Genomic DNA, 24,769 nt, shown 5'->3' with positions numbered 1-24,769 from the left:
GCAATCAAGCGGCGTTTTTTATATTGTTCAGGCGAATCCCACTGAATGGATGCACTTTTAGTCGGAAAGAAAAGGGGGGGCGGTTATGCCGCGACATCAATTCGCACGCACGGTGTGGCAAGAGGAAAATGTAATGGCGGCGGCAGACTTCAGTCCATTGTTGCAGGAGAATCCGAAGCTTCAACAATGGATCGACCGATCAGAAGGATTAATTGTCAATATTCTTCACACCGATACGTCAAAAGCCGGACATGAAGTGTTGTGGGGCTCGCTTATTTATAAACAAAGCAGAGAAGCCCGGAATGTCCGGGATGTGTTTCATTTTTACTTATCTCCAGAACTTTTGGTGACGAGCACCTTGGACTTCGAAGAAGATATGGACATGCCTAAACACTTGATGATCAAACAGATGGAACATGCTGAATCGTCGATTGAAGTGATGATGATTTTGCTGGGGGGCATGGTGGGTGCGGTGTTGCATAAAATCGATGGTTTTGAAGAACGGCTCCATCATTTGCTGTGGAATATTAAAGAGCAAAATAACCGCAAAACCTTGGAGCAGGTCGAGGAAGTGCGGCACGAAATACTTTTGTGGAAACATTTGATCATGGGATTTCGGGAAATCACCATGGCCATTGAAGAAACCTTCGGCAAAGCGGTGCGTGAACACCGGGAATATGAGCGAACGACTACGCGCATCGATCGCTGCGTCATGCTGGTGGAGTCTTATGAAGACGAAATTAACAACATGGTCGATATGGAAAATGTCGTGGCCAATTACCGGGGGAATGAAATCGTCAAGACTTTGACGGTGTTGACGACGCTCTTTACGCCTGCCATGGCTTGGGGAGCGCTTTGGGGAATGAATTTCAGGTTTATGCCGGAACTCGATTGGCGGTTTGGCTATGGCATATCCATTGCTATAATCGTCACGTCCACATTTCTATTGTATTTATACTTCAGGCAAAAAGGATGGACAGGCGATATCCTCCGATCATTTGATGACAGGAAAACGCCAAATAAAAAACAGGACTGATTGCAGTCCTGTTTTTTATTTTGGTTTGTCTTTTTTCAGTTCTTCTAGAAGCTCTGTATAGCGGTGCAAGTCTCGATCATCGTATTTACCGATGTAATTGATCAGCATTTCCTCGACGTCACGGCGATGCCTTTCTGCTGCAATGAGTTTTTCCTTCATTGATTTTTGCTTGTAGAGGATTGTATCTTCCACATCGTCCATTTTGTTCAACATATCAATTTCCGCGAGCAATACAAGTGCGGCGTTTTTCTTTTCCTCGTATTTTTTTAGCGCTTTGTCAATTTTTCGTGTGTCATTGTCATAGGTCAAATTTGAATACATGGACATAGTTCTACCCCCTCCTCGGTCGATTGTTAAGTTAACTTTAACAGATATTAGAATATTCTGTCTATAAAGAAAGGAAAAAAGTCACGGAAAACACCCTGTTTTTTAGGCAATCAGGAGTTTTCCGCTGGTTCTAGGGCGTCTATCCAATTTTTTGACCATTGTTCGATTTCAGTCATTACCGGCTTTAATGAAGCGCCTTTTTGGGTCAATGAGTATTCGATGCGTACAGGAGTTTCCGGGTGCACCGTGCGCGCTACTAATCCGTCGGCTTCCAAAGCTTTTAACCGTTCGGACAGGAGACGGCCGCTGATGCCGATTTCCTCGGTCAATTGACCGAAGCGCTTTGGTTCGTCCATCAATTGATGGATGATCAACCCTGTCCAGCGCTGACCCAGCAAGGAGATGGCCGCTTCAAAACGCGGACAGATTTCGGTATTTTTCATATGTTCACCGCTCCTTTTTCTTCATAATAGCATAATCTGTATCAGAATAAAAAACAGATGACTTGACGTAATTAAGTTATTAAAATAAAATAAGTTACAAATAGTAAGTTAGAAAGGGGAACAATAATGAATTTTCATGAAAAGCCGGTACATTACGTTGAAAGCTTAACCTTAAAAGTGTTGGATTTACCTAAAATGAGCCATTTCTACACGAAAGTATTAGGATTCGAAACCATCGAGGAACAATCCAATAAAACGATTCTCGGAGTCGGCGGGAAGGAAATCTTGATATTGGAACACACTCCTGAATTGGAGCCGAAAACTGGCCGCTATGCAGGGCTTTATCATTTCGCCGTTTTGCTGCCAAACCGTAAAGAGTTAGGGAAAATGCTCATTCATCTTCACCAGCAGCGCATTCCCGTTGGCTCTTCCGACCATCAGGTAAGCGAAGCTTTGTATTTGTCTGACCCGGAAGGAAACGGCATTGAAATTTACCGCGACCGCGAAGCGAGTGAATGGGAATGGCGTGGTGAGCATGTCCATATGACAGTCGATCCGCTTGATGTAGAAGCTGTCGCACAGGCTGCACAAGGGGAGAAATGGGGAGGTATGCCAAACGGCACGGTGCTCGGGCATATTCATCTCCACGTCTCGGATCTTCAAGCGGCTCGTGAGTTCTATACAGAAGTTCTGGGCTTCGGCCTTGTGGCAAATCTCGGAAACCAGGCGCTGTTCGTATCCGATGGCGATTACCATCACCATATCGGGTTGAACATTTGGAATGGGACAGGAATACCCGCCTTGCCGGATAATACGGCAGGTTTGTCCAATTACGTAATCCGCGTGCCGGATCAACAAGCGCAACGGCTGCTGCAGGAGCGCCTGCAAGCTTACGGAGCTGATCTTCATGAAGAAGGATTGGCAGTGATAACAGCAGATCCGTCCGGCAACAAAATCAAAATCATCTATGCTTAAAAAAATCCCCTCAGTGCAAATGCACTGAGGGGATTTTTAAGGTCCTGGACACGAACGGACAGATGCCGTATAAGCGATCGCTGGCTGTGGCGCTTCTGTCGTTTGCACATGTTGGATTTCGCCGAGGCGCGCAGGGACCGTGTTTTCTCTAGTTTCTGTATAGGCTTGAAGCCGTTCTTGGTTTTGCCAATTATCGAATGGTTCGCTATAAAAAGCCATAATGATCAGTCCGCAAAAAACGGTGATCAGTGTGACAGTGACTAATGAAAGAAAGCCTTTCATACTGGAATCCCGCCTTCTCCTAGATGCTGATATTAAGAACGCAGACGGCACGGAAAAGGTTCCCGGTTGAAGAAATCCGAAAGACTGGGATACTAATAAGTAACAAGATGAAAGGGAGGACAAGTCATGATTTCATTGAACACGGATATTTGCCGCTTGCTCCAGATCGAATTTCCAATCATCCAAGCCGGGATGGCGGGCGGGCCGACTACCCCGCAACTTGTAGCGCAAGTGTCGGAAGCAGGCGGCTTAGGGACGCTGGGCGCCGCTTATTTGACACCGGAAAAATTGCGGGCAGAAATTTTAAGCATTCAGCAACAAACAGACAAGCCTTTTGCAGTCAATTTATTCGCGGGTCATCCGCAAGATGATTTTTCTCGTCTAGAAGAAGTGCAACAAGCGCTGCGTCCTGCGTATACAGAACTGGGCATAGATCATCCAGCTGCATCGTTCGACTCTCCGGATTTTGGCGAAGAACAGTTTCGGATTTGTCTGGAACTGGCTGTGCCAGTCATCAGCACGGCGTTCGGCTGCTTATCGCCGGAACAAACAAAAGCTGCGAAAGCTCAAGGGGTATTGGTCATCACGATGGCAACGACGGTAGCTGAAGCGATAGAAGCGCAAGCAGCCGGGGTTGATGCCATCGTCGCACAAGGCAGTGAAGCAGGGGGGCATCGTGGCAGCTTTTCATATGAGCGGCATCCAATGGGTGCACAAGTCGGATTGATGGCACTCGTTCCGCAAATAGTGGACGCCGTGAGCGTGCCCGTCATTGCAGCAGGCGGTATTGTAGATGGCCGTGGCCTAGTCGCCTCACTGGCACTTGGCGCCCAAGCAGTGCAAGTCGGCACGCGCTTTGTCGGTGCGCAAGAGTCCGGTGCGCACGCTGCGTACAAGCAAGCGATTTTCAACAGCGATGAAGAAAGCACCGTCATTACAAAAAGTTTCTCAGGACGCCCGGCGCGCGGCATCAAAAACCGTTTCATCGAACAGTTTGAATCTACGGGAACCAATGCCTTGCCGTTTCCGTCCCATAATACAGTAACGAAAGAAATCCGCGGCGCTGCCGCAAAAAAGGGCAATCCAGAATTCATGTCATTATGGGCAGGACAGTCGACAAGGCCGTTGATACGCGAAGAACAGGCGGCTGACATCGTTCAGTCAATGATGACACAAGCGCAAGCACTCGTGTGACGCCGCTCGAGTTTCCGGTGAGCGCGTGCTATACTGGTACAAGTGATTTTGAGACGAGGAGATTATACGCATGGAATGGAAAAACATATACCGCGGTATTTTAATGGGCATCAGTGATTTGATTCCAGGAGTTAGTGGAGGGACAATCGCTTTTATTCTTGGCATATACGACCGTCTGCTTGAGTCGATCAGTGGCTTTTTCAGCAGACAGTGGAAAAAGCAGCTCGGCTTTCTCGTGCCGCTTGGCATGGGGATTGTCATTACCTTATTATTGTTCAGCCGCTTTATAGAATACTTGCTGTCGAATCATTACGAGTCGACGCAATTCTTCTTTATGGGCTTAATATTGGGCGTCCTGCCATACATCATGAAGCAGGCGGAAGTGAAAAAGAATTTCACTGCACGCCATTTGATCATTCTATTGGTCATTGGTGCAGCGCTCGCTTCTATGGCCTTTATCCAAACGAATGACAATGTAACACCTATCACCGAATTGAGCGTACCGACGTTCTTCTTGCTGTTTTTCTCTGGCTGGCTTGCCAGTATGGCGATGTTGCTGCCGGGCATCAGCGGTTCGTTCATTCTGCTGTTGATTGGCGTGTATTCGACGGCGATTAATGCGTTGTCGACCTTGAATTTGCCGATTGTCATGGCAATCGGTTCGGGCGTCATGGTCGGATTCATCATCAGCAGTAAAGCGATCAGCTATTTGCTTGAGCATTTCACTTATGTGACATATGCAGCGATTATCGGCTTGATTCTCGGCTCGCTATTTGTCGTGTTCCCGGGATTCTCGGCTGATCCAGTCGTGCTGTTCACTAGCCTGGCCACGTTTACGGTAGGTCTTGTGTTCACTCTATGGTTCAGCTCGCCGAAAAAAACAGACATTACCAGTGAACATAATGCACAAGTGTAAGAGCTAAGAGAATTTAAAAGCGGACAGTGAAAAGAATTTCTTTTCCTGTCCGCTTTTACTATTTATCTGTGGGGAATGGTCAAAAAAATGCTTTTTGCTTTTCGTATTTCCTTTTTGGCATTACACTGAAATGAAGAGAAAGAGGTGATGCGTGTGCGGAAATTGTTTGGTATTTTGCTGCTATTGGTCTTATTGTTTTTTACCCGTCCCATGTGGGAAGAGGCGGCAGGGAATTATATTGACCTGAGTTTTTTGGATACCGTCGATGAAGCCGTTGGAAAAGTTGCAGATGACACGGATGTTTCCAAAGCGTTCAATGAAGCCAGACATTTCACGACGCGCATCAGCCATCAGCTGCAAGCGATCGTGACAGAAAGTTCGGCAGTACTGCCGGAAGCGGTCGCAAAGCCCGATCTTGCCCAGACAGATTCTTTAGTGGCGGTCCATAATGTCACGCTCGGCATGAGCAAAGACGAAGCCCAGCAAAAGCTAGGGCTGCCGCTGCGCTTGATGGAAAATGAATATGGAACTGATTGGCATAGCTACCACCAGGATTACCAGAATTACGTGCTGCTGTCTTATGACGAGCAAGGCGAGGTCAATGGCATGTTCACCAACCAAGACCTCATTTCTTCTACAGAAGGCTTTTCGATGGATTCTTCGAAAGAGGAAGTGCGCGGTTTGTTCGGTACTCCGCTCAGCAGTTTGCAAAAAGGGCGCGTGCAATACATTCTCGATTCCCGTGACGAATACGACCTTTTCGAAACGGCGGATTCCTACACGACCGTTTTCTATGATGTCCACGAAGAGGATACGGTAACGGCTGTTCAAGTCATCAGCAAAGAGCTCGAAGACAACCGCGGCGAGATCTATGCGGAACCTTCCGCTGAAATAAAACAAGGCTACGAATTTTTGTTGTTTGAATTGACCAACTCCGCAAGGATACAGCGACAGCTGCCATTGCTGAAATGGGATGAGGCAACAATGGGAACGGCACGCAAGCATAGCCAGGACATGGCTGATCAACGTTATTTCAGCCATACCAACCAGCAAGGCCAGTCGCCTTTTGATCGGATGAAACAAGACGGCATCAGCTTTTTTGTCGCCGGTGAGAATTTGGCTTATGGGCAGTACAGTGCGGTGTTCGCGCATGAAGGGCTGATGAACTCGATGGGCCATCGCGAAAACATCGTCAAACCCGATTTCGGTTTTCTCGGGGTCGGAGTCGCCTTCAACTCAGACAAGCAACCTTATTTCACGGCGAAGTTCTTTAATCGCTGAAGATAAAAAATCCCTCTATTGCTATTGAGCAATAGAGGGATTTTCATTAGTTTAATAAGAACCAAGCAAGGACCACGAGCGGCCCGACGATAAAGCAATAAATCGCAAAATATTTCAGCTGGCCTTTTGCCATGACGTTCATGAACCATTTCAGCGAGAAATACGAAGCGACGAGTGAGCCGATAAATGCCATGATATACGGCACAGCCATTGTCGCTAGATTATCGTCGCGGAGAATATCGCTGAAGCTAAGAACAGCGCCGCCGAGACTGATCGGGATGAACAACAGGAAAGAAAAGCGCAGCGCCGTTTCCTGGTTGATGCCGCGTGTCATCGCGGCCACGATTGTGGCGCCGCTACGGCTGATGCCCGGGATCAAGGCAACCGATTGGGCTAAGCCGATGATTATCGCATCTTTCATCGTCATATTGCCGTCTTTTCGCTGACCGCGCATATTGCGGATTAACCACAAAGCGATACCGGTGATGACCAAAGTCACGCCGACCGTGACGACTGTTGAAAGATGCATATCAATAATATCTTGGAACAGCAAGCCGATGATGGCTGCTGGTATCGTTGCAACGACCAAATAAACGACAAACATGAAATCCCGGCGCGTTTCCGGGGTTTTCTCTTTGAAAAACTTCAGTCCGTTGATGACGAGTCGCTTGATGTCATCACGGTAAATGATCAGTACCGCGAGGAGTGATGCTGTATTGACAAGGAGTGCAAAAGTCGAAGTGCTGCCTTCTATCTCCACACCGAGAAAGTATTGCGCGATAAGCAAATGCCCGCTCGACGAAATCGGAATGGGTTCAGTGAGCCCTTGGAACAGCCCGAGTAATAAAAATTTAATCGTTAACCATAATGCTTCCATATGTATAAATCCTCCAAATTCTAGTCATTCACTTGCTACCAACATGGACGTTTCTAAAGTGAAAAAGTTCGCGCTATATAAAAACATATAATACCATATAAACATGATAAACTGGGTATACATGTGAAAGAAAGGAAGTGAACTCATTGACAAATAAATTATGGTTCCAAGCGGGCGTCGGAATTATCCTGACATTAGTCATCATTCGTCTATTTATTGAAGTCCAGGGGATATTCGATCCGCTCTTCATTATCGCAGGAACCATTTTCGTTCCATTGCTTCTTGGGGGAGTCTTGTTTTATTTGACGCGCCCGTTGCTGTATTTCTTGGAAAAGCGAAAATTTCCGAAATGGTCCGGGATCTTAATCATCGTCCTGCTGATTGTTCTTGTCTTTTATCTGCTGTCTGTAATGGTCGGCCCGATGGTGACGGACCAGGTTAATTCACTCGTTGACAATGCACCTGAAATTATTGAAGATGTGGAAGGCTATACGCAATACGTACTTGACCAGCGGGAACGTTTGCCGGCATCTCTAGAAGAGCAAATTAATGATATGAGTGGACAAATTGGCGAACGCATCGGGGATGTCGGCGGTTGGGTCTTGTCGTTTTTGACAAGCTTCATCTCCGGAGTCATCAGCCTCGTGCTTGTTCCGTTCTTCCTGATTTATCTATTGATCGACCATCGGAAATTCGTGCCGTTCGTGTCGGGATTCTTCAGCGGCCAGCGGAAACTATGGATCATCAAAACGCTGAAAGACATTGACCATACATTGCGCTCATACATACAAGGGCAGTTGTTTGTCAGTTTCTTGGTGGGCATCATGCTATTGATCGGATATTGGATCATCGGCTTGGAGTATGCTTTGCTATTGGCATTAATCGGCATGGCGACAAACGTCATCCCGTTTCTCGGGCCGTACATCGCAGTCATTCCAGCGATGATCATCGCATTGGTGCAAGATCCTATTATGGCTGTGTACGTCGCAATCATCATGCTCGTCGCCCAACAAATCGAAAGCAATTTCATCACGCCGAACGTTATGGGCAATGCATTGGATGTTCATCCATTGACTGTTATCACCTTGCTTCTTGCTGCAGGGAACATCGCCGGATTATGGGGAATCATTTTAGCGATTCCGTTCTATGCAGTAGTGAAGACGGTGGTGAAAAATGTTTATGCGCGAAGACGGGAAATCCGTTCCACCGCCACAAAAGAAGTATAAAGAAATCCCGCAGCCCAGGCTGCGGGATTTTTTAATGGCTATTGCTTGACGCTGGAAAGTTTACCCCCTAAACTATTAATGTTAGTTGAGGGGGTAAACCATTTATGGATAAACGCATTACAGAAGCAGTAGAATTATTTCAAGAAGTGTTATTTTACGGAACAGAACGAGTGATCCGTTCTGTCGACAACCCGATTTGGGAGGAGTTTTCCCCTGAGCAAATGCAGTCTTTGAAACTCATCAGCAAAGAAGGGCAGATTACATCTGCAAGGCTTGCCATTTTGCAAGGTGTACATAAAAGCGCGGTATCGAACCGTATAAAAAAGCTGTTGCAAAAAGAGCTGATCCAAGTCGTCCAAACAGCCGACAAGAGAGAAAAGCTGCTTGAACTGACCGATTTGGGGCGACAAATGCTCGAAGAATCGGACCGTATTTTAGCGGAGTATTTGGAAAAGCTTATGTCGGAGCAAGTCAATGATCAGGAAATCGATCAATTCCTTTCGATCTTCAGGAAGCTTCGCACAATCATGAAAACGGATGGAGTGTAAGGCATGCAAACGATATTGAAACTGAAATGGCCAATCATGATCGGCTTGATCATCTTAACAGCAGCGCTGTTTTTGTTGGCGCCGAATTTAACGGAACAGGCAGAAGAAGCAGGGTCATTCCAATTGTCTGAAGAAGCCGATTCACAGCGTGCGGCGACCATTTTAGAAGCAGAAGGCGTATCAGGACAGACAATTTCTTTGGTCATTGAGCTTGACTCACAGTTAGACGATGCAACAGAGCAACAAATCGAAGGCCTGATAACGGAAATTGAAGCACTGGATGATTCAGTGAGTTCGGTGTTAAATCCGTTCGAAAGCGCAGAGCTTGAAGAGCAATTGGTTGCGGAAGACCGGCGGACCTTGTTGCTTCCGGTATCTATTGAAGGCACCGATGAAGAAACTATCGCCATCGCCGATGAGATTCGGGAAACGATTGTTCCTGACGATTTAACGGTTTATTTGACGGGCGAGGCGATCATTAACCAAGACGTCAATGCCAGTGCGCAGGAAGGTTTGAAGCGGACTGAGATCATCACCGTTATCTTGATTTTCGGCTTGCTGCTGGGCGTATTCCGGTCGTTTGTAACACCGGTCATTCCGCTTGTTGCGGTCGGGCTCAGCTACTTGCTCAGCCAATCACTTGTGGCATTCTTTATTGAGTGGTTCGGATTTCCGGTATCGAACTATACGCAAATTTTCCTTGTGGCAATTTTGTTCGGCCTCGGAACGGATTATTGCATCCTATTGTTAAGCCGCTATAAGGAAGAGTTGACGGAAGGAAAAGAAGTGCAAGAAGCGATATTGAATACGTACCGGACAGCTGGGAAAACGCTGTTCATCAGCGGCTTTTCAGGATTCATCGCATTTGCGGCCATCGGCTTTGCCGAGTTCCCGATTTTCAAATCAGCCGTCGCGGTCGCAGTCGGCATCGCCGTGCTGCTTGTCGTGTTGTTTACGGTCATGCCGTTTTTCATGGCGGTATTAAAGGACAAACTGTTCTGGCCAAGCAAGCAATCAGCTTCGCATAAAGACAGCAAGCTATGGATATGGATCGGCAAATTATCGGTCAACCGCCCAATTTGGTCAATGCTGTTGGTGGCGTTGATTACCGTACCATTGCTGTTTTCATACAATAACGACTTATCCTTCGATACGGTAGACGAAATCAGTTCTGACTATGAATCGGTCAAAGGACTCGACGCGATCGAAGCCGCATTCGGAGCCGGCAATACGATGCCGGTGCAAGTGGTCATGAAAGCAGATGAAAGCTTGACGGCGGAAGAGACGATTCCGTATCTGGATGCGTTGGCACAGGATATGGTCAAAGTAGAAGGCGTCGAGATGGTTCGTGCAATTACGCGGCCGACAGGTTCAGTCATCGATGAATTTTTCGTCGATCACCAGCTCGGCCTCATTGCCGAAGGCCTTGAAGAGGCAAACGAAGGGCTAGGAGAAGTCCAGTCCGGGCTTTCGGAAATTGAAACGAATTTGACCGTCATCAGTGAACAAGCAGGCGGCGCAGGACTTCGCGAAACAGCAGAAGGGCTTGCGCAAGTGAATGGCCAGCTCGGACAAATTTCAGGTGGGCTGCAACAGACCGGCAATATTGAACAAACGGTCGGTGCTCTGGCTCAAGTGAATGCCGGACTTTCGGAAATTGAAGCGGGCCTTGCCGGCGGAGCTGCCCAATACGATGAACTCGCAGGGGGACTCGGTGAGCTGTCCCAAGGTGTCGGGGCATCGGCTGAAGGTTTAGCGGAGATCAGTGACGGCTTAACTGAAATTGCCGAAACGCTGATGGGCATCAGCGACAGCGAAGCGGTGCGTGGAACAGGTGTGTATCTTCCAGAAGGCATACTTGAGGAGGAAGAATTCGAACCATTGCTTGATCAGTTCACTTTTGCAGACGGGGAAGGCATGCTAATGGAAGTCGTGCTTGAAGAAAACCCGTATTCTCCGGAAGCGATTGATATTGTCACGGATTTGAAAGAAGCGGCGGCAAGAAGTACCAACGGCACACCTCTTGAAAATGTCGACATCGCATTTGGCGGCGTTCCGAGCATCAACAGCGATTTGAACGATATTTCCGCAAGTGACTTCACGCGAACGGTCAGCATTATGCTCGCCAGCTTGTTTGTAGTGCTCGCGGTGATGCTGCGTTCGTTCATTATGCCGCTCTATATGATCGGGTCGCTATTACTGACCTATTACAGTTCGATCGCCATTACGGAATTGATTTTTGTCGAAGCGCTCGGATATGACGGCATCACTTGGGCAGTTCCATTCTTTGGCTTTGTCATGCTCGTCTCGCTCGGTATCGACTACTCGATCTTCCTGCTTGACCGCTACCGTGAGGAAGCATGGACCGCTGCGGACTTCTCGCAGGCGATGCATCGCTCGATGGCGAAAATGGGCACAGTCATCATCACTGCGGCTATTCTGCTCGCAGGTACATTTGGGGCGATGTTGCCGTCCGGGGTATTGAGTTTAATGCAGATCGCCGCGATTGTCATCACGGGGCTCCTGCTTTATGGCTTGATCGTCTTGCCGCTTCTGGTGCCAGCTGTCACGGTATCATTTGCTGCCGGAGCTTGGTGGCCGTTCGGATTGAAAAAGAAGAAATAAATTAAGGGCTGCCTTTAAGGCGGCCCTTTTTCTATTATTTCGCAAACGAGGAAGCACTCGTGAAGCATGCTATAATGGAGATAGAAAATCAAAAGAAGAAATGGGGATGTCCAGTAGTGCTGACATTTGAACAAAAACTTGAAGTGATTGAAAAATTCCCGGAGCTGACACGTAAAGAAGTCTCGATGAAACGCGTCAATTTCCATTTTGAAGAAAGCCTTTATGATAAGAAAATCGTGGTCTATCACCTCCACCCGAACGGCAACGGCTTTGTATTCGTCGGCGATTTGCCGCATTACGAAGCGGACAACCGCGGCTTGGTCAACATCCGCGACTATTCCGCGAGCCAATTGCGCAGCATCGTCGCTGACTCGATCGACTATTTGTCGCAAGAAGCTGAACCGCCTTACGATAAACGCTGGACCAATGAAGATGGCGAAAAGCTGGATCTCGTCTTTGAAGAGCCGTTCTGGAACGTCTATACGGGCAAGAACCTGGAAGAAAGCTTCGGCACATTTGATGACGCTGAAGACTATTTGCTCGACCAAGGGTTCACCGAGCGCAAATAATGAAGATCCGCAAGCTGAAGGCAGGAGAGAGTTTGCCGCTCGAACTGTTGTTGGAAGCGGACCCATCTGAACGGCTCGTCTTAGCGTATTGCCGGGACGGCCATTGCTTTATTGCCGAACAGCAACAAGTCATCATTGGCGTATTCGTCTTGCTCGCACTTGATGACGAGACGGTGGAAATCAAAAACATCGCCCTTGCAGAAAAACAGCGCGGCAAAGGATTGGGGAAAGCTTTAGTGCTTGCCGCACTTGATGAAGCGCGGAAACTGGACTTTCAAAGCGTCGAGATCGGCACCGGCAATTCGAGTTTTTCGCAATTGACCTTGTACCAAAAATGTGGATTCCGCATGAAATCGATCGAGCGTGATTTTTTTGTGCGTCATTATGATGGACCGATTTTTGAAAATGGCCTGCCATGCCGAGATATGGTCAGGCTGGACTATGAGTTGTAAAAGCGAATGAGCTTACTGCATTCGCTTTTTTCTTTTGTTATAGAAATTTTTTTATTCGGGCTTTCGCAGAAGAGATGCAAAAAGAGGAAAAATTTGTTCATTTTCGGTATGCTGAAGAAAGAGGTGAGGACATGTTCAAGAAAGTGACATTGCATACGAACCGTTTGAATGAACTGAAAGGTTTTTACGAATACCAGCTGGGCTTCCGGATTGTGGAGGAAGATGAAACGAGTTTTGCGTTGGCCATCGGAAATTCCGTTTTGGAGTTCCAGGAATCGGACAAGCCGGCCTTTTATCATTACGCCATCAATATTCCCGGCAATCAGTTTACGCTTGCGAAATTTTGGGCGCGCGCACGAGTCGAGTTGAATCGTCAAGAAGGCATGGATGAAATGTATTATGCGAATTTCAATTCCGATGCTTTTTATTTCCAAGACCCTGCAGGCAATATCGTCGAGTTTATCGGTCGCCGCCACGTCGACATCATGGATGATTTCACCATCGACTCGCTGCTCGACATCAGTGAGGTGGGCATCGCCACTCCACACGTCAAAGAAGTCGGCGAACGGTTGGAAGCGATGGATATCCCAGTCCGCGGCAATAAAGGAATCGATCCGAAGGAATTGAATTTCCTCGGAAAAGATCCGCATTTCATCGTCCTGGTTCCGCCAAAACGCACATGGTTTTTTTCGAAATTAAAAAGTGAAGCGCATCCGCTGGCGATTGAGCTGACGGATGGCCGAACGATTGAAATTGATGAAGAGGGCTTGGTGAAGCAAAAAAAAGCAGTAAACCCAATCTCTGACCAGCTGGACAAACTGGCATTTTCAGGTGCTGCCCATATGAGTGGAAAAGAAAACTGGACGCTCGCCAAGGGCTACGCCAATCGTGCAGACGAACGGCCCAATGCGGTAGACAGCCGGTTCGGGATTGCTTCGGGCAGTAAAATCTTTACAGCGGTGGCGATTTTGCAGTTAGTCGAACAAGGCAAGCTTGAATTATCATCGACACTGTCAGAGTTGTTGCCGAAAACTTTCCCGAACTTCGATGTCACAATCCATCAATTGCTCAGTCACACGTCCGGCATGCCCGATTATTTCGATGAAGAAACGATGGAGGATTTCGAGCAGTTATGGCAAAGCGTCCCGATGTACCGGATGCAGACGCCGGCCGATTTTGTGCCGTTGTTCCGTGACCTGCCACTAGTGGAGGAACCGGGTACGCGTTTTCGTTATAACAACGCCGGCTATATTGCGCTGGGCCTTGTAGTGGAGCATATCAGCGGCCAGGAGTTTGCTGATTATGTAGAAACGGAAGTATTGGCGAAAGCAGACATGAAAGAATCCGGCTATTTCCGATTGGATCAATTGCCGAGAAACAGTGCATACGGCTATATTGATGAAGGCCCTTCTTGGCGCACCAATCAATATTCGATTCCAGTGCGCGGCGGCGCTGATGGAGGTGCGTTTACCACGGCGGGCGATATGGCGAAGTTCTGGGGACGTCTAGTGGAGGGCAGCTTGTTGTCGGAGCCGATGCGCGACCGCCTATTGACGGTGCATGCAACGGGCGACGATCAGGCATATGGCTACGGTGTATGGATTGACCGGAAGGATGAACAGCCGGTTAAGTATCACGTGATGGGCTATGACCCGGGCGTCAGTTTCCACTCAGGCTATTATCCGGAAGACAAAACCGTGTTGTCGGTCTTGTCTAATGCAAGTGAAGGCGCGTATGATATAGTAAAAGTCATCGAACGCGAGAAAAAACTGAGAGGGTGAGAGGATGGACGGAAAAAAACTGGCCATGAGCGTATTGGTCGGCACGCTCCTTTTGGTCGCGATCATTTTCCTGGTCTTCCAGCTATATTTTATCCTGAATTGAAAAAAGCTGCCCTTGGGCAGCTTTTTTCAGGCTGTCGAGAAACTCCAGAAAGTCGCATTTTCCGAAGCTTACCGCTCGCTTTCCGTGGGGCGGGAATCGAGCCTCCTCGTCACTTCGTTCCTGCGGGGTCTCTCAAACCCGCTATTCCCACAGGAGTCGAGCGAACGCTTCTCCAAATACTTAGACAGACCATTGATTTTTGAATGCAGAATAGCGACTACTATTTTTTGATGTGCAGCGGATTATAAACTTCTTCAATACTCTGGAAAAAGCTGCCCTTGGGCAGCTTTTTTCAGGCTGTCGAGAAACTCCAGAAAGTCGTATTTTCCGAAGCTTACCGCTCGCTTTCCGTGGGGCGGGAATCGAGCCTCCTCGTCACTTTGTTCCTGCGGGGTCTCTCAAACCCGCTAGTCCCACAGGAGTCGAGCGAACGCTTCTCCAAATACTTAGACAGACCATTAATTTTTGAATGCAGAATAGCGACTACTATTTTTTGATGTGCAGCGGATTATAAACTTCTTCAACACTCTGGAAAAAGCTGCCCTTGGGCAGCTTTTTTACGTTCTGTTACAGCCGAACGCTTTCGGGCCAACAGGATGTGGGTCGTACAGCTGGAGCGGCAGGACGTCGCGTTTTCAACTACCCGGCAAATGAGCTGCGAGTAACACAGCCCATTTGCCTTGTCAGCCCGCGCGGCCCCTTTCACTCCGTCTCAAGTTTTAGAATGGCGAATAATTTCTTTAATCATTCAATGTAAAATGTGAAAGAGCTTCTGAATGGATAGCTAGTATCTCTTTGAACATTGAAGATAAAGTTTTTAAATCTAATCTGCGAACAAAAATTCTTTGTTCAAGCACTTCACGATCAGATGCCTCATCCCAGGAAGTGATTCCCAGGCTAGCCGGTAAGTCATTAAAGAAGCAGATCCCTTTAAACTTGAAGTTATCAGCGGAATTTCTCAGCTGCCCAAAGCCAGGCAGCGAATACCAAAGCGACACTTAAATCAATACGCGGGAACATTTCCGCAAGCAAACCCTCGCTATCTCCACCTAAAGAACGCGCTCCATTGCATACACATATTTTTAGGCAATAAAAAATGGACTCTTCAGAAGAAGAGTCCATTGAAAGTTTAAAGGTTGATTAAGCTTTTGATACGTTAGTAGCTTGAAGACCGCGTTGGCCTTGCTCGATATCAAAAGTAACTTCTTGACCTTCGTCAAGAGTTTTGAAGCCTTCGCTTTGGATAGCTGAGAAGTGAACGAAAACGTCGTCGCCGCCTTCGCGCTCGATGAAGCCGAATCCTTTTTCTGAGTTAAACCATTTTACTTTACCTTGTTCCATGTGTGTATCCTCCTCGTATGCTATTGCATACATTGTATTACTATCCTTGCTCAAATCCTTCAGAATAAATCTGATACTTAGTGAAAAGCCATCGAACAAAAATAATTCTTCCTTAGAATAGCACGGTCTTATTCGGAATGCAAGCGCTAAGTTGAGATGGCATATTTTACGGCTATTCGATATGGTTAAAGAAACAGTAGAAACGGAGGGGTATCATGGATCGTATTATGGTGGTCGGTGTATCGGCAGGGGCTGGAAAGTCAAGGTTTGCAAGGGAATTAGGAAAGCTGTTAGAGTTGCCGGTGCATCATCTGGATGCGTATTTTTGGAAGCCGGGCTGGATTGAGCGCGACACAAAAGAATTTCGGGAGGCACAGGTGTACTTGGCGGCAGAGCCGCGCTGGATCATCGAGGGCAATTATGGCAGCACGATGGATATTCGTTTGCCGGCCTGTGATACCTTGATCCAGTTGGAGCTTCCACTGTGGCGCTGCTTATGGCGCGTCGTGAAAAGGCGGATTCAGTACCATAAAAAGATGCGGCCGGATATGGCGCCTGGATGTCCTGAAAAATTAGATCTCACGTTTTTGCATTATATAGTAACAACTTATCACCAACGCAAAAAATCACAGCGTGAAATAATGAAAGATTTTTGTGCGCAATATCCTGAAAAACAGGTCTACTGCCTCCGTTCGCCACGTGAAATCAGTCAGTTTTTAAGGGGTATCGATAAATAGTTTCAATTTTACAGTCAATTGAAAAAATTTAAAGACGATGGAAATGGAACATGGTATTCTGTAACTATGCAAGAGATGGGGGGAATGGGCTTTGAGAGACCGTCTATACGAAGGGACGCTGACCAACGTGCGCTTGCACAAACAGGTGCCCATGTACATGAAGCGCCTTTACCTGAAAGATTTAGAAGAGATTGAACGGGTTCAACAAACAGTGCTCGAGTCGCTGCCAGAAAAAAATACGTTGCAGCCATTATCGACTGAAGAATTTTTGTTTATTTTAAATGATCACGGTCTTATCGCCGGCGCATTTGTCGAAGGGGAATTGGTCGCTTTTCGCGCCTTGCTCGTTCCGGAGGTCGATGATGAGCACCTGGGTTTGGATATCGGCCTCCCGCAAGATGAACTCGGCAATATGGTGTATCAGGAAATTTCAGCAGTAATTCCAGATTATCGCGGGAACCGGCTTCAGCAGAAATTGGCCGAAGTGGTTATGAAAGAACTGGCTAAATTGGAGAAGAAGTTCCGCTATGTAGCATGTACGGTAGCACCGATGAACATTCCGAGTTTGAAGGACAAGTTCACCCAGCACATGCACATTGCTGCGTTAAAGACGAAATATGACGGGCTTGAACGTTATATTCTCGTAAAAGATTTGGAACAGCACCATGCAGATTACGGCAATCATGTGACAGCCGGCATCGATGATTTGAAAAGGCAAAAAGAGTTATTAGGTGAAGGATATGTAGGAATTGGTTTTCAGATGGTCAAAGGCTTTCATGCACTTCAATTCGCCAAACCTCTTAGTTGATGATAATTTCCGGAAAAGCGTACATGATGGTGGAACAATAAAGCGCTTTCCTGTAAAATTATCAAGAATTCACATAAATTTATCTTCAAGAGGAGTTACAATATGAAATTGCAATTTGCACAAATCCCTGGAGTGAGCGTGCTAAAATCTTTTGGCCCGGAGCCGACAGAGGTCGGGTCACTTGTATACAATTCCTCGGCAGCACGGAACGGTTCTGCTTTCTTCTGTGTTGTCGGAGAAAATACAGACGGCCATTTATACATAGAGCAAGCGATTGAAAACGGTGCGCAGGCGATCATTGGCTCCGATGCGGAAATTCTTTCAACGAAAGCGGAACTTTACCCGAATATCCGCTTTGTGTTGGTGGCAGACGTGCGCAATGCACTGGCACACATTGCGGATTTCTTTCATGGATCTCCGCAGCACGAACTATTCAAGATCGGGGTGACCGGCACGAACGGCAAGACGACAACGGCTACCTACGTACGGAACCTATTCAATTTGCTCGGTACGCCGTGCGGCTTTATCGGCACCACTGGCGTTGAGACAGCGGCCGGGAAAGTGCCTTTTGAAAAAAGCACGCCCACTACACCGATTGCTTCAGATATCCATCAAATTTTCGCCATGTTGCGCGATGCCGAAACAAAAGCGGTCGCGATGGAAGTGTCTTCTACAGCGCTCGATCAGCAGCGTGTGGGAGGCATTAAGTTTGATGTGGCGATCCACACGAATTTATCCGAAGAGCATTTGGAATACCATAAAACCTTCAAGCATTACCGCGAATCCAAGTTGAAGTTATTCGAGCGGGCAAAGTCGGCCGTCGTCAATTTGGATGACCCGGGGTTGAGCGGCAGCATTTTGGAAATCGCCGATTATCCGGTATTGACCTATAGCCACGAACCGGAGAGCGGTGCTGATCTAATTTGGCAAAACTACAGCACCTCTGCACAAGGCATGCGTTTTGAGCTTATCTATAAAGGGGCTGCGCATATCGTAGAAGCGCCGCTGTTCGGCGATTACAATGCCGCGAATTTAACGGCAGCAATTGGGTCCGCCCTTCATGCGGGCTATCCATTAGCGAAAATCATTGCTGTATTGACTGAAATGCCCCAAGTGGAAGGGCGCTTTCAAGTGATCAGGGCACCGCAAGAGCGGACAATCATTCTGGATTATGCCCATACCCCTGTCGCAATCGATGCGGTATTGACCGAAGCCCGAAAACTGCCTCATCGCCGTTTGATTGCTCTCATTGCGGGGATTGGCATTCGGGATTTTGCGAAAATGCCGAAAATGGCCAAGGCATCTGAAGGCAAAGCCGATGTGTTAGTAGTCACAGTTGACCATCCAGGCTTCCACGATCCCGATGATGTCGTCTCGGAAGTCATTAAAGGATTCAGCTTGCCGTATCAACAAAAGGTGTTGAGAGCGCCGACACGCAAAGAGGCAGTGGAAAAAGCGCTCGCAGAAAGCGAGCCGGAAGACATTATTCTACTGTCAAGCGGCTGTATCAATGGTGCTCAAATTATCAAAGGCGAATACATCCCCCATTCGGACGAAGACATTATCGAAGCATTCTTCTCCAGCAAAACCGGTGAGTTTTAACTGACGAATCGCTTTTTTCGAATGGAATGTGGTTATAATAGAAGAGAAGCTACTAAAAAGACTAAGAATTGGAGTGAATGGAATGCAGTATCGTACAGAAAAAGACACGATCGGTGAAATTCAAGTCGAAGCGGACAAAATGTGGGGTGCGCAAACACAGCGCAGCGTCCAGAATTTTGCCATCGGCACAGAACGCATGCCGCATGAAGTGGTCATGGCATTTGCCCAACTCAAAAAAGCAACAGCGAAAGCGAACCACAAGCTAGGCAAAATGTCTGACGCGAAAATGCGCGCTATCGAATCGGCTGCAGACGAAGTGATCGCAGGCAAATGGAACGATCATTTTCCGCTTGTCGTTTGGCAAACAGGAAGCGGCACTCAGTCCAATATGAACATGAACGAAGTATTGGCACGCCGCGGAAATGAAATTTTGGCTGAACAAGGATCGGACGAGAAACTTCACCCGAACGATGACGTCAATATGTCCCAAAGCTCGAATGATACATACCCGACGGCGATGCACGTTGCCGGAGTTCTTGCCGTCAACGAACAATTGGTCCCAGCGGTTCAGAAATTGAAAGCGACGCTTGATGAGAAAGCGAAGAAATTCGACGATGTCATCAAGATCGGCCGTACGCATTTGCAAGATGCTACACCACTTACTTTGGGCCAGGAAATCAGCGGCTGGCGCCATATGCTTGAGAAAAGCGAGCGCATGATCAAAGAAAGCGTCGAGCATATGCGTGAACTTGCAATCGGCGGAACAGCCGTCGGTACAGGCATCAACGCAGATCCGAAATTCGGCGGCTATGTCGCGGAATTCATCGCGGAAGCGGTGGGCACGGAATTCACTTCGGCTGAAAACAAATTCCACGCACTGACAAGCCACGATGAAATGGTTTATGTGCACGGAGCGGTTAAAGCACTCGCGGCGGATGCGATGAAGATCGCCAACGACGTGCGCTGGCTTGCAAGCGGCCCGCGCAGCGGCATCGGCGAAATCACAATCCCGGCAAATGAGCCAGGCAGCTCTATCATGCCAGGGAAAGTCAACCCGACACAAAGCGAAGCCTTGACGATGGTTTCGGCTCAAGTCATGGGCAATGACGCAGCGATCGGATTTGCGGCAAGCCAAGGGAACTTTGAACTCAACGTCTTCAAGCCGGTCATTGCGTATAACTTCCTGCAATCGGTCCGCCTGTTGACGGATTCACTGGTTTCCTTCAACGACAACTGCGCGATTGGCATTGAAGCGAACTTGGATGTCATCGAGAATCACGTGAAAAATTCATTGATGCTCGTCACTTCGCTGAACCCGCATATCGGCTACGAAAAAGCGGCCGCCATTGCGAAGCAAGCACATAACGAAGGCACGACTTTAAAAGAATCTGCGGTCAAGAGCGGCCATTTAACAGCCGATCAATTCGACGAATGGGTCCGCCCGGAAAACATGGTAGGAAAATAACACAAACAGCCGGGAAATATCCCGGCTGTTTTTTTATGCAACAAGGAGTTTGGTGGCAGGAAATAGAAGTAGAGGGAACAAGGAAACTTTATAAGTTGAACTGTAAAATTGGCAAGAGTAAATGAGAGTGATGAAATCGCTCCAGGCGGACGCTTTCGGGCCCACAGGATGTGGGTCATGCAGCTGGCGCGACAGGACGTCGCGTTGCCAGCTGCCAGGGCAAGGCTCATGTCGCTCCGTCGCGGTGCTCCGTCACTGCTCCCGCAGGAAGCGAATCGTGCCAAGCACGATTCGTTTGCGACGCAGTAGCGCAGCGATGCGGGAGCACATCTTTGCTCTTCGCCGCCTTCTACTCTTTCATCAGGATTTGTTCAGGATTATTGCTAAGAAGAGAATAGGTAGATAAAAGAAATTACAGAAGAGGTGCAGCATGCAGAAACCATTTATTACATCCTGGAGCGGAGGCAAAGATTCCGCTTTGGCCTTTTACCGGGCAGTGAAACAAGGACATGTGCCGATCGCTTTGTTCACCATGTTTGAAGAGGGCGGAGAGCGCTCGAAATCCCATGGGCTGAAAAAACAAATACTCGAAGCCCAAGCAGAACGGATGGGCTTGCCTTTGGTCATCGGAGAAGCAGATTGGGCAGGCTATGAGGAAGAATTCATCCATCACTTGAAAAATTTTAAAGCCCAGGGCATCGAACTGGGCGTATACGGCGATATCGATTTGGAGGACCACCGCTTATGGGTGGAAAAAGTCAGTAAACAAGCGGAGCTCGACGTGTTGCATCCGCTATGGCAGGAAATGCGCCGGTCATTGCTTACAGAACTAGTTGATGAAGAGTTCAAGGCAGTGATCACTGTAGTGGACACAAGCCGTGTCGGAGAAGAGTTTCTCGGGCGCGTCTTCACCCACGAGTTGATCGTGGAGTTAGAGGCGCTAGGCATCGATGCTTGCGGCGAAGAAGGGGAATTTCATACAACTTTGGTGGATGGCCCAATTTTTGTCGAGCCGCTGCCTGTGGAATTCGGAAATATTGAACGAAATGGCCAGTACGCGATGCTTGAAGTGAAACTTCAACCAGGGGAGTGATGGAAAATGATCCAGTTCACCAGTGTAGAAGAAAAGCATATCCGGCAAATGTCCGTGTTGTTGTCGAAGCGCCAAGAGCGTGAGCGGAAGATTTTCCCTTATTTGCCGGGTGAATTTGAGGAAATCGATGAAGCGGAAACGGTTATCAGGAAATTATTGGAGCGTCCGTATGTTGGAGGTATCGTCGCTGTCCGTGGCATCGACGTTATCGGCTATTTGGTTTATGAGTTCAAGGAAGAAGCTCACCGCGGCCGTTATGTATGGATGGATTATGAATCGATTGCCATCAGCGAACATGAGCATCCGCGCCTTTTGCGGTTATTGTATGCCGACGCAGGGGCTGAATGGATCAAGCATGGTTATTTTCATCACGTCTTGATGGCGCCGCTCGGAGATGAGATGGTATTTGAGCAATGGCAAGACCAAGGCTTTGCGTTCGAGCAGAAATATGGCATCTTGTCGCTCGATGATTTCGAAACGAAGAACGGCACTTTGCCGAAGCTTGAGTTTCGCCGCGGCACGAAGCAAGACGCCCCCTTGTTGAAAAAGATGGCCGTATGGAACAGCATCCACCAGGCGGCTGCTCCGTCATGGCATCCGATTACGCGGGAAACGATGCAGAATGTCCAGAAAAGCTATGAAGCGCTGACGGAAGATCAGGAAGCGTATTTATGGCTGGCCGACCAAGGCGAGCAAATCGCAGGGTTCCACGTCTATTTCCGTAAAGAAGAAGGTTTCAGTTTGGTGACGCCAGACAATTGTGTCGAACTGACTGCCGCTTCGACCAATCCGGATTTGCGTGGTCGAGGCGTCGGGCGCGCGTTGGCGAACCATTGCTTTAGCGAATTGAAGAAAGAAGGCTTTGATTATATTTTCGCCGACTGGCATACACCGAATCAGTTGGCATCGTATTTTTGGCCGCGCATGGGTTTTCAGCCGATAATGGTGCGCATGTCGCGCCAAATCGACCCGCGCATTTCGTGGGCGCACGGGCACGACTAAGAGCTGTATGGCTGAAAAACCTGCGCATGCTGTTGCGCAGGTTTTTCGTCCATATCGAACTGGAATGACATAGCAGCCATTATCGTATAGGCATGGCGGTGTGTAAAAAGAAAGATGGAGGGGATGGTGAACGGCAGCCGGTGCATTTAGTGGGCTTGTTGCCGAGTATGATTCTCCTTTGTTGTTATAGATGATTTCTGGACAAAACCGGTTGCAGCTGGAAGAATAAAGGTATTGTCATCGATTTTACTACCGCCTATATGTGCACAGGTTTTATGATGGGTGTTAGGGAGAAGCGCCGATTCAATGGAGGGGAGTGTTGAGATATGTACAAGAAAATTTTACTGGCTGGAGATGGTTCCGACCATTCACTCCGTGCGGCGAAAGAAGCTGTGAAAATAGCGAAAGCATCGGTCGATTCACAGATTACGCTTGTCTTTGTGGCGGACCATGACAGTGCAAAAAATGAAGTGCTCCATAGCGGCAGTTCAGCTGAGCTCGACCTTCAGCGCCGCAAAAAATTGCAGCCTGCAGAAGAAGCAATCGCTTCAGCCGGAATTAATTACCGTGTAGAAATCCTCCGTGGTACTCCAGGGCCAGCGATTGTCGATTATGCTAATAAGGAATCATTCGACATATTAGTCATTGGCAGCAGAGGGTTGAACTCTTTGCAAGAAATGGTGCTCGGCAGCGTCAGCCACAAAGTAGTCAAACGCGCGAACTGTCCGGTCTTGATTGTGAAATGAAAAAGGGCTCCCAAGCGGAGCCCTTTTTGCTGTATATGAAGATATGGGAGTAGGGGTAGAAAGTGAAGAAAGCTGCACCAATACATACGCCATTTTATTATGGATGGGTCATCGTCGGAATATCAGCGTTATCGTATTTCTTTTCGGGACCTGGCCAAACGTTTTCAAATGCCATTTTTATCGATTATTACATTGAGGAGTTCGGATGGAGCCGCTCTACGGTGTCGGGGATTTACTCGGCTGCGACCTTGCTCGCCGGTTTTTTGATTTTTATGGTCGGGCGTCTGTTCGATAGCCAGGGAGCACGCAAGATGGCGGTCATCATTTCCATCTTGCTGGGGCTTGCCTGTTTGTTCAACGGCTTGATCGTCAATACATTCATGCTCTTCATCGGTTTCTTTTTGATCCGCTTGCTTGGTCAAGGATCCATGTCGCTCATCCCCAAATCGCTAGTCCCTCAGTGGTTCATTGCGAAAAGGGGCCGGGCATTGAGTGTGGCGGCTCTTGGCGCTATGATCGGATCGGCTGTGTTCCCACTGTTGAATGTCTGGTTGATCGAGACGTTCAGTTGGCGCATCGCATGGGTGTTACTCGGCACGTTCGTACTGGTCGTTTTCACGCCGCTCGCTTTTGTATTGATCCGTAACAAACCGGAAGATATCGGGCAGCGTCCTGATGGGGAAGTGATACCTGAGGGGGAAACCGAGCACAAGAGCTTGTCGGCGGACATTAGTTGGACCGTAAAAGAAGCGCAAAAAACCCGCGCTTTTTGGCTGCTGCTATTTTGTGTTGCGACACCTGCTTTGGTGAATACAGGCATCACGTTTCATCTCGTGTCCATTTTCTCGCAGCAATCACTGACACCGGAAGCGGCCGCGACCGTGCTCAGTTTGATGGCGGTCATCGGATTTCCCGTCACATTCTTGGCCGGGTTTTTGTTGGATAAGATTGAAGTGCGCTGGATGCTCGTTGCATTGTTTGCAGGAGAAATCATTTTCATTTTACTGCTCCAGCAAGCGTCCGTGCTATCTTTAGCGATTCTGTTCGGCATAGTTTGGGGAATCGTCTCAGGAATCGAGCGAGTCACATTAAGCATCGTCTGGCCTAATTACTACGGGCGACAATACATCGGCAGCATCAGCGGCATCGCAATGGCGGTCATGGTCATCGGGTCGGCGCTTGGGCCGTTGCCTTTCGGGTTGTTTTATGACTTTCTCGGCGGCTATGACGAGGCATTGAGTTTTCTGCTGATCATCCCGGCTTTAGCAATCATCGCATCAGTTCTTGCAAAGCCTCCTGTAAAAGAAGAGTTGAAGGCTAGCCAATAAAAAAAGAGCGCT

General features: G+C 48.1%; 24 protein-coding genes. 19 read left to right on the top strand and 5 right to left on the bottom strand.

Annotation, left to right across the window (positions count from 1 at the left end; genetic code table 11):
* Positions 1 to 85 precede the first annotated feature (85 nt).
* The gene (locus ACFO5U_RS01335; protein ID WP_377275995.1) at positions 86 to 1,036 is read left to right on the top strand and encodes a magnesium transporter CorA family protein; all 951 of its coding nucleotides are present in this window, start codon (positions 86 to 88) and stop codon (positions 1,034 to 1,036) included.
* A 15-nt stretch (positions 1,037 to 1,051) separates the two neighbouring features.
* Here the strand turns inward: ACFO5U_RS01335 and ACFO5U_RS01330 are convergent, their stop codons facing one another.
* Together ACFO5U_RS01330 and ACFO5U_RS01325 are read right to left on the bottom strand one after the other, a co-directional pair.
* Positions 1,052 to 1,363, bottom strand: coding sequence for a hypothetical protein (locus tag ACFO5U_RS01330; RefSeq protein ID WP_377275993.1), 312 nt, complete (start codon positions 1,361 to 1,363; stop codon positions 1,052 to 1,054).
* Positions 1,364 to 1,473: 110 nt separating this feature from the next.
* The gene (locus ACFO5U_RS01325) at positions 1,474 to 1,806 is read right to left on the bottom strand and encodes a winged helix-turn-helix transcriptional regulator (RefSeq protein WP_377275991.1); all 333 of its coding nucleotides are present in this window, start codon (positions 1,804 to 1,806) and stop codon (positions 1,474 to 1,476) included.
* A 126-nt stretch (positions 1,807 to 1,932) separates the two neighbouring features.
* Here ACFO5U_RS01325 and ACFO5U_RS01320 point away from each other — a divergent pair, with 126 nt between their 5' ends.
* On the top strand, positions 1,933 to 2,781 hold the full coding sequence (locus ACFO5U_RS01320; protein WP_377275989.1) for a VOC family protein: 849 nt from the start codon (positions 1,933 to 1,935) through the stop codon (positions 2,779 to 2,781).
* Positions 2,782 to 2,817: 36 nt separating this feature from the next.
* On the opposite strand, the gene ACFO5U_RS01315 is transcribed toward ACFO5U_RS01320, so the two are convergent.
* Positions 2,818 to 3,063: a hypothetical protein gene (locus tag ACFO5U_RS01315; protein WP_377275987.1), complete on the bottom strand. Its 246-nt coding sequence runs from the start codon at positions 3,061 to 3,063 to the stop codon at positions 2,818 to 2,820.
* 126 nt (positions 3,064 to 3,189) lie between these two features.
* Between ACFO5U_RS01315 and ACFO5U_RS01310 the strand changes: the two genes are divergently transcribed.
* From ACFO5U_RS01310 to ACFO5U_RS01300, 3 genes are all read left to right on the top strand, one after another.
* The gene (locus ACFO5U_RS01310) at positions 3,190 to 4,257 is read left to right on the top strand and encodes an NAD(P)H-dependent flavin oxidoreductase (protein ID WP_377275985.1); all 1,068 of its coding nucleotides are present in this window, start codon (positions 3,190 to 3,192) and stop codon (positions 4,255 to 4,257) included.
* A gap of 70 nt (positions 4,258 to 4,327) precedes the next feature.
* Complete coding sequence (locus ACFO5U_RS01305) at positions 4,328 to 5,173, top strand: DUF368 domain-containing protein (RefSeq protein WP_377275981.1); 846 nt, start codon at positions 4,328 to 4,330, stop codon at positions 5,171 to 5,173.
* Positions 5,174 to 5,320: 147 nt separating this feature from the next.
* Complete coding sequence (locus tag ACFO5U_RS01300; RefSeq protein WP_377275980.1) at positions 5,321 to 6,454, top strand: CAP domain-containing protein; 1,134 nt, start codon at positions 5,321 to 5,323, stop codon at positions 6,452 to 6,454.
* Between the two features lie 46 nt (positions 6,455 to 6,500).
* Here ACFO5U_RS01300 and ACFO5U_RS01295 read toward each other — a convergent pair whose 3' ends face one another.
* Positions 6,501 to 7,331, bottom strand: a complete 831-nt coding sequence (locus ACFO5U_RS01295; RefSeq protein WP_377275979.1) for an undecaprenyl-diphosphate phosphatase — start codon at positions 7,329 to 7,331, stop codon at positions 6,501 to 6,503.
* Positions 7,332 to 7,477: 146 nt separating this feature from the next.
* On the opposite strand from ACFO5U_RS01295, the gene ACFO5U_RS01290 reads away from it, so the two are divergent.
* From ACFO5U_RS01290 to ACFO5U_RS01265, 6 genes are all read left to right on the top strand, one after another.
* Entirely contained in the window at positions 7,478 to 8,557 is a 1,080-nt protein-coding gene (locus ACFO5U_RS01290; RefSeq protein ID WP_377275977.1) for an AI-2E family transporter, read from the top strand.
* Positions 8,558 to 8,661: 104 nt separating this feature from the next.
* Entirely contained in the window at positions 8,662 to 9,105 is a 444-nt protein-coding gene (locus tag ACFO5U_RS01285; protein WP_377275975.1) for a MarR family winged helix-turn-helix transcriptional regulator, read from the top strand.
* A gap of 3 nt (positions 9,106 to 9,108) precedes the next feature.
* Positions 9,109 to 11,730 carry an MMPL family transporter gene (locus ACFO5U_RS01280; protein WP_377275973.1) on the top strand — a complete coding sequence of 874 codons (2,622 nt, stop codon included), beginning with the start codon at positions 9,109 to 9,111 and terminating at the stop codon, positions 11,728 to 11,730.
* A gap of 116 nt (positions 11,731 to 11,846) precedes the next feature.
* Positions 11,847 to 12,299, top strand: a complete 453-nt coding sequence (locus ACFO5U_RS01275) for a hypothetical protein (RefSeq protein ID WP_377276427.1) — start codon at positions 11,847 to 11,849, stop codon at positions 12,297 to 12,299.
* Entirely contained in the window at positions 12,299 to 12,751 is a 453-nt protein-coding gene (locus ACFO5U_RS01270; protein ID WP_377275971.1) for a GNAT family N-acetyltransferase, read from the top strand. Before ACFO5U_RS01275 ends, ACFO5U_RS01270 begins: the two co-directional genes overlap by 1 nt.
* A gap of 131 nt (positions 12,752 to 12,882) precedes the next feature.
* Entirely contained in the window at positions 12,883 to 14,532 is a 1,650-nt protein-coding gene (locus tag ACFO5U_RS01265; protein WP_377275969.1) for a serine hydrolase, read from the top strand.
* Between the two features lie 1,243 nt (positions 14,533 to 15,775).
* On the opposite strand, the gene ACFO5U_RS01260 is transcribed toward ACFO5U_RS01265, so the two are convergent.
* Positions 15,776 to 15,976 carry a cold-shock protein gene (locus ACFO5U_RS01260; protein WP_058381906.1) on the bottom strand — a complete coding sequence of 67 codons (201 nt, stop codon included), beginning with the start codon at positions 15,974 to 15,976 and terminating at the stop codon, positions 15,776 to 15,778.
* Between the two features lie 215 nt (positions 15,977 to 16,191).
* Between ACFO5U_RS01260 and ACFO5U_RS01255 the strand changes: the two genes are divergently transcribed.
* The 8 genes from ACFO5U_RS01255 to ACFO5U_RS01220 all read left to right on the top strand — a co-directional run bounded on the left by ACFO5U_RS01255 (position 16,192) and on the right by ACFO5U_RS01220 (position 24,757).
* Complete coding sequence (locus ACFO5U_RS01255) at positions 16,192 to 16,713, top strand: P-loop NTPase family protein (RefSeq protein ID WP_377275967.1); 522 nt, start codon at positions 16,192 to 16,194, stop codon at positions 16,711 to 16,713.
* A gap of 151 nt (positions 16,714 to 16,864) precedes the next feature.
* Positions 16,865 to 17,521 carry a hypothetical protein gene (locus tag ACFO5U_RS01250; RefSeq protein WP_377276425.1) on the top strand — a complete coding sequence of 219 codons (657 nt, stop codon included), beginning with the start codon at positions 16,865 to 16,867 and terminating at the stop codon, positions 17,519 to 17,521.
* Positions 17,522 to 17,623: 102 nt separating this feature from the next.
* Positions 17,624 to 19,123, top strand: a complete 1,500-nt coding sequence (locus ACFO5U_RS01245) for a UDP-N-acetylmuramoyl-L-alanyl-D-glutamate--2,6-diaminopimelate ligase (RefSeq protein ID WP_377275965.1) — start codon at positions 17,624 to 17,626, stop codon at positions 19,121 to 19,123.
* Positions 19,124 to 19,205: 82 nt separating this feature from the next.
* Positions 19,206 to 20,588 (top strand): class II fumarate hydratase, encoded by a 1,383-nt coding sequence (gene fumC / locus ACFO5U_RS01240; RefSeq protein ID WP_377275963.1) that lies wholly within the window; start codon positions 19,206 to 19,208, stop codon positions 20,586 to 20,588.
* Positions 20,589 to 21,018: 430 nt separating this feature from the next.
* Complete coding sequence (locus ACFO5U_RS01235) at positions 21,019 to 21,681, top strand: Dph6-related ATP pyrophosphatase (protein ID WP_377275961.1); 663 nt, start codon at positions 21,019 to 21,021, stop codon at positions 21,679 to 21,681.
* A gap of 6 nt (positions 21,682 to 21,687) precedes the next feature.
* Entirely contained in the window at positions 21,688 to 22,683 is a 996-nt protein-coding gene (locus ACFO5U_RS01230; protein ID WP_377275960.1) for a GNAT family N-acetyltransferase, read from the top strand.
* A 326-nt stretch (positions 22,684 to 23,009) separates the two neighbouring features.
* A complete protein-coding gene (locus ACFO5U_RS01225) occupies positions 23,010 to 23,429 on the top strand; it encodes a universal stress protein (RefSeq protein ID WP_377275958.1) in 420 nt (139 codons plus the stop codon).
* Between the two features lie 62 nt (positions 23,430 to 23,491).
* Positions 23,492 to 24,757 (top strand): MFS transporter, encoded by a 1,266-nt coding sequence (locus ACFO5U_RS01220; RefSeq protein ID WP_377275956.1) that lies wholly within the window; start codon positions 23,492 to 23,494, stop codon positions 24,755 to 24,757.
* Positions 24,758 to 24,769: the final 12 nt, after the last annotated feature.

It is taken from the genome of Planococcus dechangensis (assembly GCF_042654465.1).
Lineage (GTDB): Bacteria > Bacillota > Bacilli > Bacillales_A > Planococcaceae > Planococcus > Planococcus dechangensis.
This window is presented reverse-complemented; position numbering and strand designations above follow the sequence as displayed.

What these genes read in the sequence shown, in the direction of transcription:
- ACFO5U_RS01265 (WP_377275969.1), top strand. Translation starts at nt 12,883, where the DNA reads ATGTTCAAGAAAGTGACATTGCATACGAACCGTTTGAATGAACTGAAA.
- ACFO5U_RS01310 (WP_377275985.1), top strand. Translation starts at nt 3,190, where the DNA reads ATGATTTCATTGAACACGGATATTTGCCGCTTGCTCCAGATCGAATTT.
- ACFO5U_RS01255 (WP_377275967.1), top strand. Translation starts at nt 16,192, where the DNA reads ATGGATCGTATTATGGTGGTCGGTGTATCGGCAGGGGCTGGAAAGTCA.
- ACFO5U_RS01285 (WP_377275975.1), top strand. Translation starts at nt 8,662, where the DNA reads ATGGATAAACGCATTACAGAAGCAGTAGAATTATTTCAAGAAGTGTTA.
- ACFO5U_RS01330 (WP_377275993.1), bottom strand. Translation starts at nt 1,363, where the DNA reads ATGTCCATGTATTCAAATTTGACCTATGACAATGACACACGAAAAATT.
- ACFO5U_RS01335 (WP_377275995.1), top strand. Translation starts at nt 86, where the DNA reads ATGCCGCGACATCAATTCGCACGCACGGTGTGGCAAGAGGAAAATGTA.
- ACFO5U_RS01325 (WP_377275991.1), bottom strand. Translation starts at nt 1,806, where the DNA reads ATGAAAAATACCGAAATCTGTCCGCGTTTTGAAGCGGCCATCTCCTTG.
- ACFO5U_RS01260 (WP_058381906.1), bottom strand. Translation starts at nt 15,976, where the DNA reads ATGGAACAAGGTAAAGTAAAATGGTTTAACTCAGAAAAAGGATTCGGC.
- ACFO5U_RS01320 (WP_377275989.1), top strand. Translation starts at nt 1,933, where the DNA reads ATGAATTTTCATGAAAAGCCGGTACATTACGTTGAAAGCTTAACCTTA.
- ACFO5U_RS01305 (WP_377275981.1), top strand. Translation starts at nt 4,328, where the DNA reads ATGGAATGGAAAAACATATACCGCGGTATTTTAATGGGCATCAGTGAT.
- ACFO5U_RS01280 (WP_377275973.1), top strand. Translation starts at nt 9,109, where the DNA reads ATGCAAACGATATTGAAACTGAAATGGCCAATCATGATCGGCTTGATC.
- ACFO5U_RS01230 (WP_377275960.1), top strand. Translation starts at nt 21,688, where the DNA reads ATGATCCAGTTCACCAGTGTAGAAGAAAAGCATATCCGGCAAATGTCC.
- ACFO5U_RS01250 (WP_377276425.1), top strand. Translation starts at nt 16,865, where the DNA reads ATGTACATGAAGCGCCTTTACCTGAAAGATTTAGAAGAGATTGAACGG.
- ACFO5U_RS01235 (WP_377275961.1), top strand. Translation starts at nt 21,019, where the DNA reads ATGCAGAAACCATTTATTACATCCTGGAGCGGAGGCAAAGATTCCGCT.
- ACFO5U_RS01295 (WP_377275979.1), bottom strand. Translation starts at nt 7,331, where the DNA reads ATGGAAGCATTATGGTTAACGATTAAATTTTTATTACTCGGGCTGTTC.
- ACFO5U_RS01270 (WP_377275971.1), top strand. Translation starts at nt 12,299, where the DNA reads ATGAAGATCCGCAAGCTGAAGGCAGGAGAGAGTTTGCCGCTCGAACTG.
- ACFO5U_RS01245 (WP_377275965.1), top strand. Translation starts at nt 17,624, where the DNA reads ATGAAATTGCAATTTGCACAAATCCCTGGAGTGAGCGTGCTAAAATCT.
- ACFO5U_RS01315 (WP_377275987.1), bottom strand. Translation starts at nt 3,063, where the DNA reads ATGAAAGGCTTTCTTTCATTAGTCACTGTCACACTGATCACCGTTTTT.
- fumC (WP_377275963.1), top strand. Translation starts at nt 19,206, where the DNA reads ATGCAGTATCGTACAGAAAAAGACACGATCGGTGAAATTCAAGTCGAA.
- ACFO5U_RS01225 (WP_377275958.1), top strand. Translation starts at nt 23,010, where the DNA reads ATGTACAAGAAAATTTTACTGGCTGGAGATGGTTCCGACCATTCACTC.
- ACFO5U_RS01300 (WP_377275980.1), top strand. Translation starts at nt 5,321, where the DNA reads ATGCGTGTGCGGAAATTGTTTGGTATTTTGCTGCTATTGGTCTTATTG.